13 protein-coding genes are annotated in these 14,526 nt (G+C 60.2%); 8 read left to right on the forward strand and 5 right to left on the reverse strand.

All coding sequences use genetic code 11. The annotated features are described in order from the left end of the window. Nucleotides 1-34 precede the first annotated feature (34 nt). Genes H7698_RS19955 through H7698_RS19980 form a run of 6 tightly spaced genes read left to right on the forward strand, consistent with a single transcriptional unit; the run spans nucleotide 35 to nucleotide 6,804 of the window. On the forward strand, nucleotides 35-760 hold the full coding sequence (locus H7698_RS19955) for an RDD family protein (protein WP_194692582.1): 726 nt from the start codon (nucleotides 35-37) through the stop codon (nucleotides 758-760). Beyond that, on the forward strand, nucleotides 757-1,734 hold the full coding sequence (locus H7698_RS19960; RefSeq protein WP_194692583.1) for a stage II sporulation protein M: 978 nt from the start codon (nucleotides 757-759) through the stop codon (nucleotides 1,732-1,734). The genes H7698_RS19955 and H7698_RS19960 overlap by 4 nt, the downstream gene beginning before the upstream one ends. Beyond that, on the forward strand, nucleotides 1,721-3,265 hold the full coding sequence (locus H7698_RS19965; RefSeq protein ID WP_194692584.1) for a DUF4129 domain-containing protein: 1,545 nt from the start codon (nucleotides 1,721-1,723) through the stop codon (nucleotides 3,263-3,265). The genes H7698_RS19960 and H7698_RS19965 overlap by 14 nt, the downstream gene beginning before the upstream one ends. Before the next feature lie 14 nt (nucleotides 3,266-3,279). Continuing rightward, nucleotides 3,280-4,425, forward strand: a complete 1,146-nt coding sequence (locus tag H7698_RS19970) for a DUF4350 domain-containing protein (RefSeq protein ID WP_194692757.1) — start codon at nucleotides 3,280-3,282, stop codon at nucleotides 4,423-4,425. After that, a complete protein-coding gene (locus H7698_RS19975; protein WP_194692585.1) occupies nucleotides 4,422-5,423 on the forward strand; it encodes an AAA family ATPase in 1,002 nt (333 codons plus the stop codon). Before H7698_RS19970 ends, H7698_RS19975 begins: the two co-directional genes overlap by 4 nt. Nucleotides 5,424-5,472: 49 nt before the next feature. Further along, the gene (locus H7698_RS19980) at nucleotides 5,473-6,804 is read left to right on the forward strand and encodes a DUF58 domain-containing protein (RefSeq protein ID WP_194692586.1); all 1,332 of its coding nucleotides are present in this window, start codon (nucleotides 5,473-5,475) and stop codon (nucleotides 6,802-6,804) included. Between the two features lie 82 nt (nucleotides 6,805-6,886). Here the strand turns inward: H7698_RS19980 and H7698_RS19985 are convergent, their stop codons facing one another. Both H7698_RS19985 and H7698_RS19990 read right to left on the reverse strand, forming a co-directional pair. Further along, complete coding sequence (locus tag H7698_RS19985) at nucleotides 6,887-7,246, reverse strand: PilZ domain-containing protein (protein WP_194692587.1); 360 nt, start codon at nucleotides 7,244-7,246, stop codon at nucleotides 6,887-6,889. A gap of 232 nt (nucleotides 7,247-7,478) precedes the next feature. Further along, nucleotides 7,479-7,853: a tetratricopeptide repeat protein gene (locus H7698_RS19990; RefSeq protein WP_162439637.1), complete on the reverse strand. Its 375-nt coding sequence runs from the start codon at nucleotides 7,851-7,853 to the stop codon at nucleotides 7,479-7,481. Between the two features lie 173 nt (nucleotides 7,854-8,026). Between H7698_RS19990 and pyk the strand changes: the two genes are divergently transcribed. Then, nucleotides 8,027-9,478: a pyruvate kinase gene (gene pyk / locus H7698_RS19995; RefSeq protein WP_162439638.1), complete on the forward strand. Its 1,452-nt coding sequence runs from the start codon at nucleotides 8,027-8,029 to the stop codon at nucleotides 9,476-9,478. Between the two features lie 102 nt (nucleotides 9,479-9,580). On the opposite strand, the gene H7698_RS20000 is transcribed toward pyk, so the two are convergent. The 3 genes from H7698_RS20000 to H7698_RS20010 are packed head-to-tail and all read right to left on the reverse strand — an operon-like array spanning nucleotide 9,581 to nucleotide 12,394. Continuing rightward, on the reverse strand, nucleotides 9,581-10,330 hold the full coding sequence (locus tag H7698_RS20000; protein ID WP_194692588.1) for an enoyl-CoA hydratase: 750 nt from the start codon (nucleotides 10,328-10,330) through the stop codon (nucleotides 9,581-9,583). A 29-nt stretch (nucleotides 10,331-10,359) separates the two neighbouring features. Then, on the reverse strand, nucleotides 10,360-11,295 hold the full coding sequence (locus H7698_RS20005) for an iron-sulfur-binding ferredoxin reductase (protein WP_194692589.1): 936 nt from the start codon (nucleotides 11,293-11,295) through the stop codon (nucleotides 10,360-10,362). After that, entirely contained in the window at nucleotides 11,288-12,394 is a 1,107-nt protein-coding gene (locus tag H7698_RS20010) for a GGDEF domain-containing protein (protein ID WP_162439641.1), read from the reverse strand. The genes H7698_RS20005 and H7698_RS20010 overlap by 8 nt, the downstream gene beginning before the upstream one ends. 523 nt (nucleotides 12,395-12,917) lie before the next feature. Between H7698_RS20010 and H7698_RS20015 the strand changes: the two genes are divergently transcribed. After that, nucleotides 12,918-14,441 (forward strand): fumarate hydratase, encoded by a 1,524-nt coding sequence (locus H7698_RS20015; RefSeq protein ID WP_003214142.1) that lies wholly within the window; start codon nucleotides 12,918-12,920, stop codon nucleotides 14,439-14,441. Nucleotides 14,442-14,526 lie beyond the last annotated feature (85 nt).

Consider the following 14,526-nt stretch of genomic DNA (forward strand, 5'->3'; position numbering starts at 1 on the left):
ATCGAATCCCGAACAGGCCACACCAAGGTTGCCCATGCTCGAGACCACAGCACTGCCAAGGAAAGCGACGCTGTCCCCGCCACTGGATACGCGGCACCAGGTCGAAACGCCGGAAGGCATCGACTTGCCCTTGCGTCCGGCCGGGCTAATGGTGCGAGCGGTGGCGTTCTCCATCGATCTGGCGCTGCGCGGGCTGATTCTGGGCCTGCTGTTTATCGTGTTGGCATTCCTGGGAAACCTGGGCGCCGGGCTGGGTTCCATCCTGCTTTTTATCGTGAGTTGGTGGTACATGGTCCTGTTTGAAGTACTCAATCAAGGCCGTTCACCGGGCAAGCAATGCATGGGCCTGCGGGTTGTCCAAGACGATGGCACACCCATCGGCTGGTCCGCATCCTTGCTGCGCAACCTGCTGCGATTCGTCGATATGCTGCCGTTCGGGTACTTCCTCGGCGCCATCAGTTGCCTGCAACACCCCACCTTCAAACGCCTCGGTGATCTCGCCGCCGGCACCCTTGTGATTTACCGCGAACACCCCCTCACTCGACCACAACTGCCCGACGTCGAACCTCGTCGACCCGCCGTGCCACTGACGTTGGTCGAGCAACGCGCCATTCTTGGATTTGCCGAACGCCAACGTGAGCTTTCCGAGGCGCGGATCAATGAACTCGCGTCCATCCTGGCGCAGCCGTTACACCTTCCCGCGTCAGGGTCCGTGGTCGAGCTCAACGCAATCGCCCGCGGCTTGTTGGGCCCCGCATGAAGCAAAGTCTTTTCGAGAGTCGGCACAAAGCCGAATGGGAGCGATTTTCGCTGACGCTTGATGCCTTGGAACGGGGTAGAAAAACGTCACGGACCGGTAGTTTTCCGGGCGATTACCGGCGCCTTTGCTGCCAACTCGCCTTGGCTCAGGAACGCGGCTACAGCAGTTTCCTGATCGACTCGCTGCAGCAACAAGTCCTGCGTGGTCATCAACAGCTTTATCGACATCGCAGCCAACTCGGCGCCAATGCACTGGGGTTCATTCTGGCGGACTTCCCCCGTCTGGTGCGCGCGCAATGGCGCTTTGTCCTGGCGGCCAGCCTGCTTTTCTTTGGCAGCCTGATCGGCTTCGCGCTGTTGGTTTACCTGTTCCCGGACCTGGTCTACAACCTGATTCCAGTCGAGCAGGTCAGTCAGATGCAAAGCATGTACGACCCCGATGGCGGTCACTTGGGTCGTTCAGCGGAACGAGCCGCCAGCGAAGACTGGGTCATGTTCGGTTACTACATCATGCACAACATCGGCATTGCCTTTCAGACCTTCGCCAGTGGTGTGCTGTTTGGCTTGGGCAGCGCGTTTTTCCTGGTTTACAACGGCTTGATGATTGGCGCGGTAGCCGGGCATCTCACGCAGATCGGCTATGGGCAAACCTTCTGGTCATTCGTGATCGGCCATGGCGCTTTCGAACTCACCGCCATCGCCCTGGCCGGAGCTGCAGGCCTGCAACTGGGTTGGGCGCTGATCGCACCGGGTCGTCTGCCTCGCGTCGAAGCCTTGCGATTGGCGGCGCGCAAAAGCGTACTGCTGATTTGCGGGGTCATGTTGTTTCTGCTGATTGCCGCCTTTATCGAAGCGTACTGGTCGTCCATGACCGCACCCGCGCCCACCACCAAATACCTGGTCGGTGCACTGCTCTGGATGTTGGTGGCGCTGTATTTGCTGTTTGCCGGACGGACCCGCCATGCGCCTGAGTGATGCCAGCGTTGTTATCCGTCCCCGCAACCACTGGGAAGCCATGGACCTTGGCGTACTTCTCAGCCAGCGCCACCGACGCCTGTTGATGACCAGTTGGGCGATCGTGACCTTGCCGATCTTCGCGCTGCTGAGTTGGGCGTTGTGGGATTCGCCATCGCTCGCCGTGTTCATCTTCTGGTGGCTGAAACCGGCGTTCGAACGCCTGCCGCTGTACATCCTCTCCAAAGCCATGTTCGGTGAAACACCCACCCTGAAACAGGCACTGCGCCAATGGCCGCGCCTGCTCAAACCCCAACTGCTGGCCAGCCTGACCTGGCGACGCCTGAGCTTGAGTCGCAGCTTTCTCATGCCTGTGGTGCAACTCGAAGGCCTGAACGGTCAGGCGCGGCAACAGCGTTTGCAAGTGCTGTTGCAGCGCAATGCAGGCGCCGCCCGCTGGCTGACGATCATCGGCGTGCACCTGGAAAGCGCGCTTTGGATCGGTCTGATGGTGCTGTTCTACCTGCTACTGCCGCAACAAACCGAACTCGACTGGAGCTGGCAAACCTTGATCACCGCCACGCAGCAGGACTGGCGGTGGCTGGAACACCTGACGAATGTCTTTTACGTCCTGGTGCTGGTGGTGTGGGAACCGATTTATGTCGCCTGCGGTTTCAGCCTTTACCTGAACCGGCGCACGGTGCTGGAAGCCTGGGATATCGAATTGGTGTTCCGTCGATTGCGCCAGCGTCTGGCGAGCACCGCGGGGGTCCTGCTGATGGCGGCGCTTCTGTGGGTTCCCGTCACGCAATCCACGTGGGCAGCTGAACCGGTCACCTCACCTGACGCCCCGCGCCTGCTGGAGCAGCCGCTCACCAGCCAGGCGTCTCGGGACAGCATCAAGGCGCTTCTCGATCAACCACCGTTCAAAAACAAGGAGAGCGTCACCCGTTACCGCTTCGGCGAAGAAAACCCCGCCGCCGAAAAGGCTGGTGATGACAAGCTGCCGGCATGGCTAAGGGCACTTCTCAAGTTGCTGGAAGCTCAACGCTTCGGCGCCATCGCCACGCTGATTGAAGTCGTATTGTGGGGGGCAGTGATCGGTGCAGTGGTGCTGGTCATCTGGCGCTACCGCGACTGGCTGCGAACCTTCGTCAGGCGGCGGCCGAGTAGCACGAACAAAATCGACCGCCCTTTGCCACAACAAGCATTTGGCCTCGACCTCACTCGGGAAACGCTGCCCGCCGATATCGCCGGCAGTGCTGAAAGCCTTTGGCAGAGTCACCCTCGAGAAGCGCTCGGCTTGCTCTACCGCGCACTGCTCAGCCATTTGCTGCATGACTACAACATGGCGCTGAAACCCGCCGACACCGAAGGCCAGGTACTCGAGCGCATCGAACGCCTGCAACAACCGGCTCTGCTGGCGTTCAGCAGAAACCTGACCGGACACTGGCAAAACATGGCCTACGGACATCGCCTGCCGCCAGGGCCTGCACAACAGGAACTCAGTGACGGCTGGCGAGAATTATTCGGTCCGGGAGCCTCGCGTTGAAACGGGCCAGGTTGATGACGATCGGTGGGCTCATTGCGGTGCTGGTGACTGCGCTCGGTGTCTATCTGTACCTCAAGGCAACGCCCTATCAGACCGAGATTGATCACGGCCCCGCTCCCGAAGCCCAGGCAAATCCGTACCTGGCTGCCGAGTACTTTTTGCGTAAACAAGGTCTGACCGTTGGCCACGCCAACAGCCTCGACGTACTGCCTACGCTCGATCCGCGCCAGCACAGTCTGTTGCTGTTCGGAGAACGCTACAACATGACCCCACGGCAGATCGACCAGGTGATGAACTGGACACGGGCCGGAGGTCGACTGCTGTTTGTCGCTCAATCGTTATGGGATGACAAAACCGGTCAAAGCAATGACCTGTTGCTCGACCGGGTTCAGTTGCACCAGTCCCTGAGCAAAGACCTCAAGGATCCACCGCCCGATCTCGACAACGACTCGTTTCCCAAGCTGACCAAGCTGTACCTGGAAAACGAAGACGCACCGGCCTACGCAAGTTTCGACACGGCGTTTCACCTCGAAGACCCGAACAACCTCGCGCAGTCCTGGGCCAACAGCGCCAAGGCCACGCACATGATGCAGCTGAATCACGGGCTCGGCTCAATCATCGTGGTCACCGATGCCGACCTCTGGAAAACCCCGACCATCGGACAGTACGACAACGCCTGGCTGCTCTGGTACCTGACCGCTGACACAAGCGTGACCCTGATGTTCAACACCGATCACGACAGCCTGCTGACCTTGCTGCTGCGCTATTTCCCTCAGGCATTGGTGGCCCTTGTGGCACTGATCGGCCTGGGCTTTTGGCACGTCGGCATGCGCAGCGGTCCCTTGCTTGCCCCGGCACCGAAAGCCCGCCGACAACTTCAGGAACACCTGCGTGCCAGTGCCGATTTCATGCTGCGCCGCAAGGGTCAGCCCCACCTGCTGCAAGCCCTGCAGCAAGACATCCTGCGGCGTGTCCGCCGCCGTCATCCAGGTTTTGATCAACTCGGCGTTGCCGAGCAATGGCTGGTGCTTTCACGCCTGACCGGCCAACCCACACGCGCTATCAGCCAGGCCATGAGCCCGCGACCGAAGCAACGGCTCAACAACGCCGACTTCAGCCGCCAGGTTGCCCACCTGCAAACCTTGAGGAACGCCTTATGAGTGAACAGACCGAGCCCGGCTCACCCTCCCACGCCGCCCAGCAACGCCAGCGTGCCAGTCAATTGGCCCAGGCGGTTCGTGTCGAATTGCAAAAAGCCGTGATTGGCCAGAACACTGTCATCGACGACGTGCTGACCGCACTGATCGCCGGCGGGCACGTGTTGCTCGAAGGTGTCCCGGGATTGGGCAAGACCCTGCTGGTCCGCGCCCTCGCCCGCTGTTTTGGCGGCGAGTTCACGCGCATTCAGTTCACCCCGGACCTGATGCCCAGCGACGTCACCGGGCACGCGGTGTACGACTTGCAGACCGAGCAATTCAAACTGCGCAAGGGCCCGTTGTTTACCAACCTGTTGCTGGCCGATGAGATCAACCGCGCCCCGGCGAAAACCCAGGCGGCGTTGCTCGAAGCCATGCAGGAGCGCCAGGTCACCCTCGAAGGTCGCGCCCTGCCTATTGCGCAACCCTTCATGGTGCTCGCCACCCAAAACCCCATCGAACAGGAAGGCACCTACCCGCTGCCCGAAGCCGAACTTGACCGTTTCATGCTCAAGGTCCGCATGGATTACCCCGACGCCGAGCAGGAGCTGGACATGGTCCGCCAGGTCAGCCGCTCCACGCGTGCCGACATGCTCGACGTACAACCGTTGCGTACGGTGTTGCAGGCCAAGGATGTGCTGGCCTTGCAACGCATCGCCAGCGACCTGCCTCTGGACGATCAGGTACTCGATTACGCAGTCCGTCTGGCCCGCACAACCCGTAGCTGGCCAGGTCTGATTCTCGGCGCGGGACCACGGGCTTCCATTGCCCTCGTACGTTGCGCCCGGGCGCGCGCCCTGCTGCGAGGTGGCGAATTCGTGATTCCGGACGACATCAAAGGCTGTGCACTGGCCGTCTTGCGCCATCGCGTGCGCATCGCACCGGAGCTGGATATTGAAGGGCTTGAGGTCGATCACGTACTCAGGCAACTGCTCGATGAAGTCCCGGCACCGCGGCTGTGATCATGCGCAAACATTCTATGGTGAGGGAGCCTGCTCCCGCGGGGCTGCAATGAAACCCTCGCGCCTGCTGCTGACCTGGCTCGCTACGCTGCTGGCCATCGGTATCCTGCTGGGCGCGTTGCGGGCGCTGGGTATCACGCTGCCCTCGAGCCTTTCATCGATCAACTGGGGCTTGCTGCTGGCGTTGCTGACCTTGGCAATACTCGATGCCATCCGTCTCAGGCGCCTGCCTTCACCGCGCATACGCCGACAAATGCCTGGCACCCTGGCGCTTGGTCGCTGGAGCGAAGTGCGGCTGGAGGTCGAGCACGATCTTTTACAACCGACGAATGCCCAGGTCTTTGACCATGTACCCGAAGGCCTGGGCATCGAAAACCTGCCCCTGACATTCGAACTTCAGCCAGGCCAGATCAGCCAGATCGGTTACCGCGTACGCCCGTTAAAACGGGGTCACTTTACCTTCGAACACTGTGAAGTCAGCCTGCCAAGCCCATTGGGCCTGTGGTCGGAAAAGCGCCTGCTAAGCGTCAGCGACACCACCCGTGTGTACCCCGACTTCGCCCGTTTCTACGGCGGGCAATTGTTGGCGGTGGATAACTGGCTTAATCAATTGGGGGTACGGCAGCGACAACGTCGCGGCCTGGGCCTGGAGTTTCATCAGCTGCGCGAATTCAGGGAAGGCGACAGCCTGCGTCAGATCGACTGGAAAGCCACCGCCCGCCAGCGCACGCCGATTGCCCGGGAATATCAGGACGAGCGCGATCAACAGATCGTGTTCATGCTCGATTGCGGTCGGCGCATGCGCAGCCAGGACAGCGAACTTGCGCATTTCGATCACGCGCTCAATGCCTGCCTGCTGCTCAGCTACATCGCCCTGCGTCAGGGCGACGCGGTGGGGCTGAGTACGTTTGCCAGCGATCCACCGCGCTACCTCGCACCGGCCAAAGGTAGCGCCCAGCTCAATGTGCTACTCAACACCGTTTACGATCTGGACACCACTCAGCGGCCAGCGGATTACCTGGCGGCCGTCAGCCAGTTGCTCGCCCGCCAAAAGCGTCGAGGCCTGGTGGTGCTGGTCACCAATCTGCGCGATGAGGACGATGAAGAATTGATCAGTGCCGTGCAACGGTTGAGTAAACAGCATCAGGTACTGGTCGCGAGCTTGCGTGAAGAAGTCCTCGACACCACGCGACAGATGCCGGTGCAAACCCTGGGGGAGGCGTTGACCTATTGCGGGACGGTGGATTATTTGAACGCTCGCGCAGCACTTCAGGAGCGCTTGAGCGCCCACGGCATTCCCGTGATGGACGTGAGACCGGGCGAGTTGGGACCGGCTATGGTGACGCACTATTTGAACTGGAAGCGTGGTGGGGGCGCTTAGGATCAAAAGATCGCAGCCTGCGGCGGCTCCTGTTGGATCGGTAGTCACTCCATCGTTCGCAGGCCGTGATCCTCAGCCTTTCTCAAGCCGACGCCGGCAATGGCTGGAAGCTGAAATATTGCCTTATTGCGCTGACCAGTTGCCCATATTCCGGCGGCGCCTGCTGAATGCTGAAACCGGCATCATAGTGATGCGGTGTCGCATCTTCATGGCACCATAAACAATACGCCCGCACATCGATGACCTGGTAGACGCCGTCGCCGGCAGGGATCTTCAGGCGCAGATCAAAATCCGCCCCGATCATCATCGGCAAATGGCTGATAAGCATCAGCCCGTCTTCGGACACGTTACCCAGAAAGCCGATTGGCTTGTCAGTGACGCTGTTGAACACTTTTAGAAAATACGGCAGTTGATGCCGCTTGATCCGGCGGTCAGTGAACATGCTGATTTCGCTACGCAAGGCCCTTAAGCAGGACCGCACTAATGCTTCGGAACGGGCCTCTCTGCATGAGGGGCACGCTCTCCCTGATCCTGGTGCGACAGTCCCTGAACCGCTGCCACTTACTTCTGCCGATCACAGGTATGACATCGACCCGGGGGCAATCCTCCAAAGCCGCATTATTGGACTATAGCTCACTACCGCTGGTCGGCCAGCCATCAAATGACAACTGCAATCAGAACTGCGTCGGGCGTACGACAGCGGCAGACCGCATCGGGTAATGCCCCAGGCTCTGCAAGGTTTCCAGCCGTGCGCGGGCACGGAAGGCGTACTCGCTTTGCGGGTAGGACGCGATGATGAACTGGTATGTCTGGGCGGCATCGATGAACATTTTCTGACGTTCAAGGCACTGCCCCCGCATCATCGACACCTCTGGCTGTACATAGCGCCGGGCGCGGCTGGCGCGGTCGACCTTGGACAGTTCGAGCATCACCTGCTCACAGTTGCCTCGGTCATAAGCACTGTAGGCGTTATTCAAATGATGGTTCATCGACCAACGGGTGCAGCCCGTGACACTGAGGGCCAGGGCGGCAATAAGCACGAATCGCATGAAGGTTCTCCTGTCTTGAGCTCTGTATCGACCCGTTGCCCGAAATCTTCAGGTTTGTTCGTTTAAAGATGCAATTGATAAAAAAACAAAAAAATAAGTAGTGCACTCGAACAATGACTACACCCACGGAGCATAGTAGCCTCTGCTCAGCGCTTGAACTCAGGAGTCTTTGCATGTCCGTCCGTCGTACCAAAATCGTCGCTACCCTTGGCCCGGCCAGTAACTCGCCGGAAGTTTTAGAACAGCTGATTCTGGCTGGCCTGGACGTCGCCCGCCTGAACTTCTCCCACGGCACTCCCGACGAGCACAAGGCTCGCGCGAAGCTGGTGCGTGACCTCGCTGCCAAGCACGGCCGCTTCGTTGCCCTGCTGGGTGACCTGCAAGGCCCGAAAATCCGTATCGCCAAATTCGCCAACAAGAAGATCGAGCTGAAGATCGGTGATCAATTCACCTTCTCCACCAGCCATCCGTTGACCGAAGGCAACCAGCAAGTGGTCGGCATCGACTACCCGGACCTGGTCAAGGACTGCGGTGTAGGCGACGAACTGCTGCTCGACGACGGTCGCGTGGTCATGCGCGTTGATACCGCCACTGCTACCGAACTGCACTGCACCGTGCTGATCGGCGGTCCGCTGTCGGATCACAAAGGCATCAACCGTCGCGGTGGTGGCCTGACGGCACCGGCCCTGACCGAGAAAGACAAGGCCGACATCAAGCTCGCTGCGGAAATGGAAGTGGATTACCTCGCAGTGTCCTTCCCGCGCGATGCCGCCGACATGGAATACGCCCGTCAACTGCGCGACGAAGCGGGCGGTACTGCCTGGCTGGTGGCGAAGATTGAACGCGCCGAAGCCGTGGCTGACGACGACACGCTGGATGCGCTGATCAAGGCTTCCGATGCTGTGATGGTTGCCCGTGGTGACCTCGGCGTGGAAATCGGCGACGCCGAGCTGGTGGGCATTCAGAAGAAGATCATTCTGCACGCTCGCCGCCACAACAAGGCGGTGATCGTGGCGACCCAGATGATGGAGTCGATGATCCAGAACCCGATGCCGACCCGTGCCGAAGTGTCCGACGTGGCCAACGCCGTGCTCGACTACACCGACGCCGTGATGCTCTCGGCTGAAAGTGCTGCCGGTCTGTACCCGCTGGAAGCCGTGCAAGCCATGGCGCGCATCTGCGTCGGTGCGGAAAAGCACCCGACCAGCAAGACCTCCAGCCACCGCATCGGCAAGGTCTTCGAAAGCTGCGACCAGTCCATCGCCCTGGCCGCGATGTACACCGCCAACCACTTCCCGGGCGTGAAGGCGATCATCGCCCTGACCGAAAGTGGCTACACGCCGTTGATCATGTCGCGTATCCGCTCTTCGGTGCCGATCTACGCGTTCTCCCCGCACCGCGAAACCCAGGCCCGCGCGGCCATGTTCCGTGGTGTCTACACCGTTCCGTTCGACCCGGCATCGTTGCCGCCTGAGCAAGTCAGCCAGGCCGCGATCGACGAGTTGCTCAAGCGTGGCGTAGTGGAGAAAGGCGATTGGGTCATCCTGACCAAGGGCGACAGCTACCACACCATTGGCGGCACCAACGGCATGAAGATCCTGCACGTTGGCGATCCGATGGTCTGAGTGATCGGTTGCTGAAAAACGAAAGCCCCGCCATGTGAATGGCGGGGCTTTTGCGTTTCTGATCCAAAAGAAGTGCAGGCTGATCGGGCCTCATCGTCGGATTCAATGCCGATTGATAAACCCCGACAACGCAGCCATCGCCTCCGGCGAACGCAGCCGCTGGGTAAACAGCGCCCCTTCTTCTTCTATCACCTTGCGCAACAACTCCCGGTCCGGGGCTTTCATCAGTTGCTTGCTGATGCGCACCGCTTCTGGCGGCAGTGACTCAAACCGCAACGCCATCTCTCGAGCCTTGGCTAACGCCGCCTCGCCGCTGTCCAGGGCTTCGTTCGCGATGCCCCACGCCGCCGCTTGCTCACCACTGAAACGCTCCCCCAGCAGCAATAATTCAGCCGCTTTTGCATGCCCCAGCAAACGCGGCAGGATCAGGCTGGACCCAAACTCCGGGCACAACCCGAGATTGACGAATGGCATGCGCAAACGCGCATCGGCGCTGACATACACCAGGTCGCAATGCAGTAACAGTGTCGCACCAATCCCCACCGCCGCACCCGCCACGCCGGCAATCACCGGTTTGCGACATTCAAGCAAATTGAGCATGAAGTGAAACACCGGACTGTCGAGATCGCTGGGTGGTTGTTGAATAAAGTCGGCGATATCGTTACCGGCGGTGAAGCACTCGTGGCTGCCGGTGATCAGCACGGCGTAGATGTCGAGATCTTCATCAGCCTGTTTCAATGCTGCTGCCAACGCGCTGTACATGGCGCGGGTCAGGGCGTTTTTCTTGTCGGGGCGATTCAGACGCAGGGTCAAAAGCCCGCGTTCACGCTCAATCTGGATGGCTTCGGTCATGGTGGATCTCGCGTCTGAAGAGTCAGCGTTCAACCACGAGGCAAAAAGACGTCAGCCAGCAGTTGATTGCGCGGCAGTCCCGCCAGGTAAAGCCGTTTGGCAAAGGCGTCGACACTGTCGGGGGACCCGCAGAGTAAGGCTTGGGTTTGCCGCGAAACAAGGCGTAATTGCGCCAAAGCCGCTGGCAACTCGGCCGGCGTCCACAGCTCGATACTGAGGTTCGGACGACCGTCGGCCATGGCCTGCAACGGTTTGGCCAGATAGTGTTCATCGGCGTCATGGGCCAGGTGAATAACGCGGATGGCGCCTTGATGATCCTGACGCAAAGCTTCTCGCAACACACCAAACAACGGCCCTAATCCGGTGCCGGCGGCCATCAGCCACAAAGGCCGGGTGTGCCAGTCAGCGTCGTAATGCAGTGCACCGCCGCGTAACTCGCCGAGCCGGATGACATCGCCAATCCTGAGCTGACGGGCGGCATCGCTGAATGCCCCCGGCTGGCGGCAATCGAGATGAAACTCCAGAAAGCGGTCCTCTTCCGGCAGGCTGGCGAGGGAATAGGGCCGGGCGACGTTACCTGCCCACAACACCAAGTGCTGCCCGGCGCTGTAGCGAAATGGCCGTTCGGCAACCAGACGCAGACGCAACACCTGAGCGCTCAACCAATCGACAGCCGCTACCTTCGCCGGGCGTCCGTCCTGCTGCGGATCGAAAGCGTGTACTTGCAAGTCCTCGAGCACCTGGCACTGACAGGCCAGCCGCCAGCCTTCCCGGCGCTGTTCGGCGCTCAAGGCATCGGGCCGGCTGTCGCTTGGCAACCCTTGCAGGCATTGCACAAGGCACGCATGGCAACTGCCGGCACGGCAACTGTAAGGCACCGCCATGCCGTTGCTGTTCAGCGCATCGAGCAAATTACTGCCCGCCGCGACCGACCATTTCTGCTCGCCAACCCGCAGCTCAGGCATCGGCGTTCTCCCAGGCCGCCGCGCAACGATTACGACCATCACGTTTGGCGCGATAGAGCGCCTGATCGGCCCGGTGCAGGGCATCGTCGAGATCGTCATCCAGTTCCAGCAACGTCATGCCGGCCGACAAGCTGAGGTGACTGACATTGAGGCCAATCAACTCGACATCAGTGAACGCAATGCGCAACCGTTCGCAGCAAGACGTCAGGCGCTCGGCATTGCAGTCGGGCAACAACACCACGAACTCTTCACCGCCGTAACGGGCCAGCACGTCGCCTTCACGCAAGCACGCAGTGGCCACCGCAGCAAAGGCTTGCAGCACCTGATCGCCGGCAGCATGACCGTGGACATCGTTGATGCGCTTGAAGTGATCGAGATCGATCAGCGCCAGACCATGCACCACGCCGTCCTCCATCGAATTCAACTCGCGGGAAGCCAGTCGCAGGAAGTGCCGGCGATTGAACAGCCCGGTCAGCTCATCGGTGGCCACCAGATCTTCAAGCTGGCGCATCATCCCGCGCAGCGTGTCCTGATGCGCCTGCAAGGCGAAACGGCGCTGGCGCATGCGTTGGCGCGAGTGCTGGACGTAGCTGGCGTAAAACACCAGCCAGACCAGAACAATAAACAGCACGCAAACCTGCAACGCTGCCAGCGCCGGGTCAGTCAGCTGGAAGTGATAGGCGTCCCACAGCGTGATCGCACTGAAACTGAAAAATACCAGCATCGCGCACCGTATAAAGGAACGTCGCGACAGGTGAAACAGGCCGAACAGCAGAATCAACACGTAAAAGACCAGGAACGCACCCCGAGCCTGGTCCAGATGGGCGATCAGCCAGGTTTGCCAACCCAGCCCCAGCAGTACTTGGGCTTCGGTCAGGCTGGGATCGGAAAAGCGCAGGTTGCAGCCGCTGTAAAATACCCCGAACAGCACCACCTGGCTGGTGACGACCAACGCACTGCCCACAACGACGCTGGTTAACGATTCGGCGTAGTGCCCAGTAAAAAATGCCAGCCACAGCAACATCAAAGCCAGGGCATAGGTACCGGCGGCGAGGGCAAAGCGTTTGAGCAAAAGCCGTTGGATAGCGTTATGGGTCAATCGTTGACTCACCGTGCAAAAAAAACGCTGTTTGAGTGTCCTACTCTACAGTCCGGTTGCCACTTTAGTGTCGTGCCTGATAAATGACCATTCAATTCTCGGCGCGAAAAACTGGCGTCAAACCACTGACTCCAATCCCCCGCAAACACCCGCCCCTCTCGCAACTGGCGAAGCCTGTGCCCGGCTGCGAAGTGGCGAGGGGATTTAGCGAAACGTCGCACCGCCCCGTTGGGTCGCGCAGCGGCCCCAAAACTTCACGCCTGCTGTGCAGCCGAACGGGGCGGTGCGACGTTTCGCTAAATCCCCTCACCACAGGTTTTTCCAGCTGTTAAATGGTTGTGGATGCGACCAATGATTAACGCCCGGCGGGTGTTTACCAAACGGAGGCGCGTTATACTGCCGCGCCTTTTTAGCGTCGCGCCAGCAGCCCCGGCGTGCCTTGTAAAGGTGCTTGCAACCGACCGATACACCCAAGCTGCAAGCACCTTATTGAATGTTCCCGTCTTTTAGAGGAGCGCGACTCATGACCGTGATCAAGCAAGACGACCTGATTCAGAGCGTTGCCGACGCCCTGCAGTTCATTTCCTATTACCACCCCGTGGATTTCATTCAGGCGATGCACGAGGCTTACCTGCGCGAAGAATCGCCGGCAGCCCGTGATTCCATGGCGCAAATCCTGATCAACTCACGCATGTGCGCCACTGGCCACCGTCCAATTTGCCAGGACACCGGCATCGTGACCGTGTTTGTCCGTGTGGGCATGGACGTGCGTTGGGATGGCGCCACCATGAGCCTGGACGACATGATCAACCAAGGCGTGCGCCAGGCTTACAACCTGCCGGAAAACGTCCTGCGTGCCTCGATCCTCGCCGACCCGGCGGGCGCTCGTAAAAATACCAAGGACAACACCCCGGCCGTTATCCACTACTCCATCGTTCCGGGTAACACCGTGGAAGTGGACGTGGCGGCCAAGGGCGGCGGTTCCGAGAACAAGTCGAAAATGGCGATGCTCAACCCGTCCGACTCGATCGTCGACTGGGTATTGAAAACCGTTCCGACCATGGGCGCCGGCTGGTGCCCACCAGGCATGCTCGGCATCGGCATCGGCGGTACCGCCGAGAAAGCCGCCGTGATGGCCAAGGAAGTGTTGATGGAATCCATCGACATCCACGAGCTGAAAAAGCGTGGCCCGTCCAACCGTATCGAAGAGATGCGCCTGGAGCTGTTCGAGAAGGTCAACCAACTGGGCATCGGCGCCCAGGGCCTGGGTGGCCTGACCACCGTGCTCGACGTGAAGATCATGGATTACCCGACCCACGCCGCTTCGTTGCCGGTGTGCATGATCCCCAACTGCGCCGCCACCCGTCACGCCCACTTCGTGCTCGACGGTTCCGGCCCGGCCTCGCTGGAAGCACCGCCGTTGGACGCTTACCCGGAAATCGTCTGGGAAGCCGGCCCGTCGGCCCGTCGCGTCAATCTCGACACGCTGACCCCGGAAGATGTGCAGAGCTGGAAGCCGGGCGAAACCGTCCTGCTCAACGGCAAGATGCTCACCGGTCGCGACGCTGCGCACAAGCGCATGGTCGAAATGCTGAACAAGGGTGAAACCTTGCCGGTAGACCTCAAGGGTCGCTTCATCTACTACGTCGGCCCGGTTGATCCGGTGCGCGAAGAAGTGGTTGGCCCTGCCGGTCCGACCACTGCCACGCGGATGGACAAGTTCACCCGTCAGATCCTCGAGCAAACCGGCCTGTTGGGCATGATCGGCAAATCCGAGCGCGGTCCGACCGCCATCGAAGCGATCAAGGACCACAAAGCCGTTTACCTGATGGCTGTTGGCGGCGCGGCTTACCTGGTGGCACAAGCCATCAAGAAATCCCGCGTCGTGGCTTTCGCCGAACTGGGGATGGAAGCCATCTACGAGTTCGACGTCAAAGACATGCCAGTGACGGTTGCCGTCGACAGCAAGGGCGAGTCGGTCCACATCACCGGTCCTGCCATCTGGCAGAAAAAGATCAGTGAAAGCCTGGCAGTCGAAGTGCAGTAAGCCTTCCGACTGACTGAAAAAAGGCGACAGGGGCTATGCTCCTGTCGCCTTTTTTATGGCCCATGCTATCGTGCGCCCCCTCTTC

Origin of the sequence: Pseudomonas sp. p50(2008) (genome assembly GCF_015351605.1) — a bacterium.
Lineage (GTDB): Bacteria > Pseudomonadota > Gammaproteobacteria > Pseudomonadales > Pseudomonadaceae > Aquipseudomonas.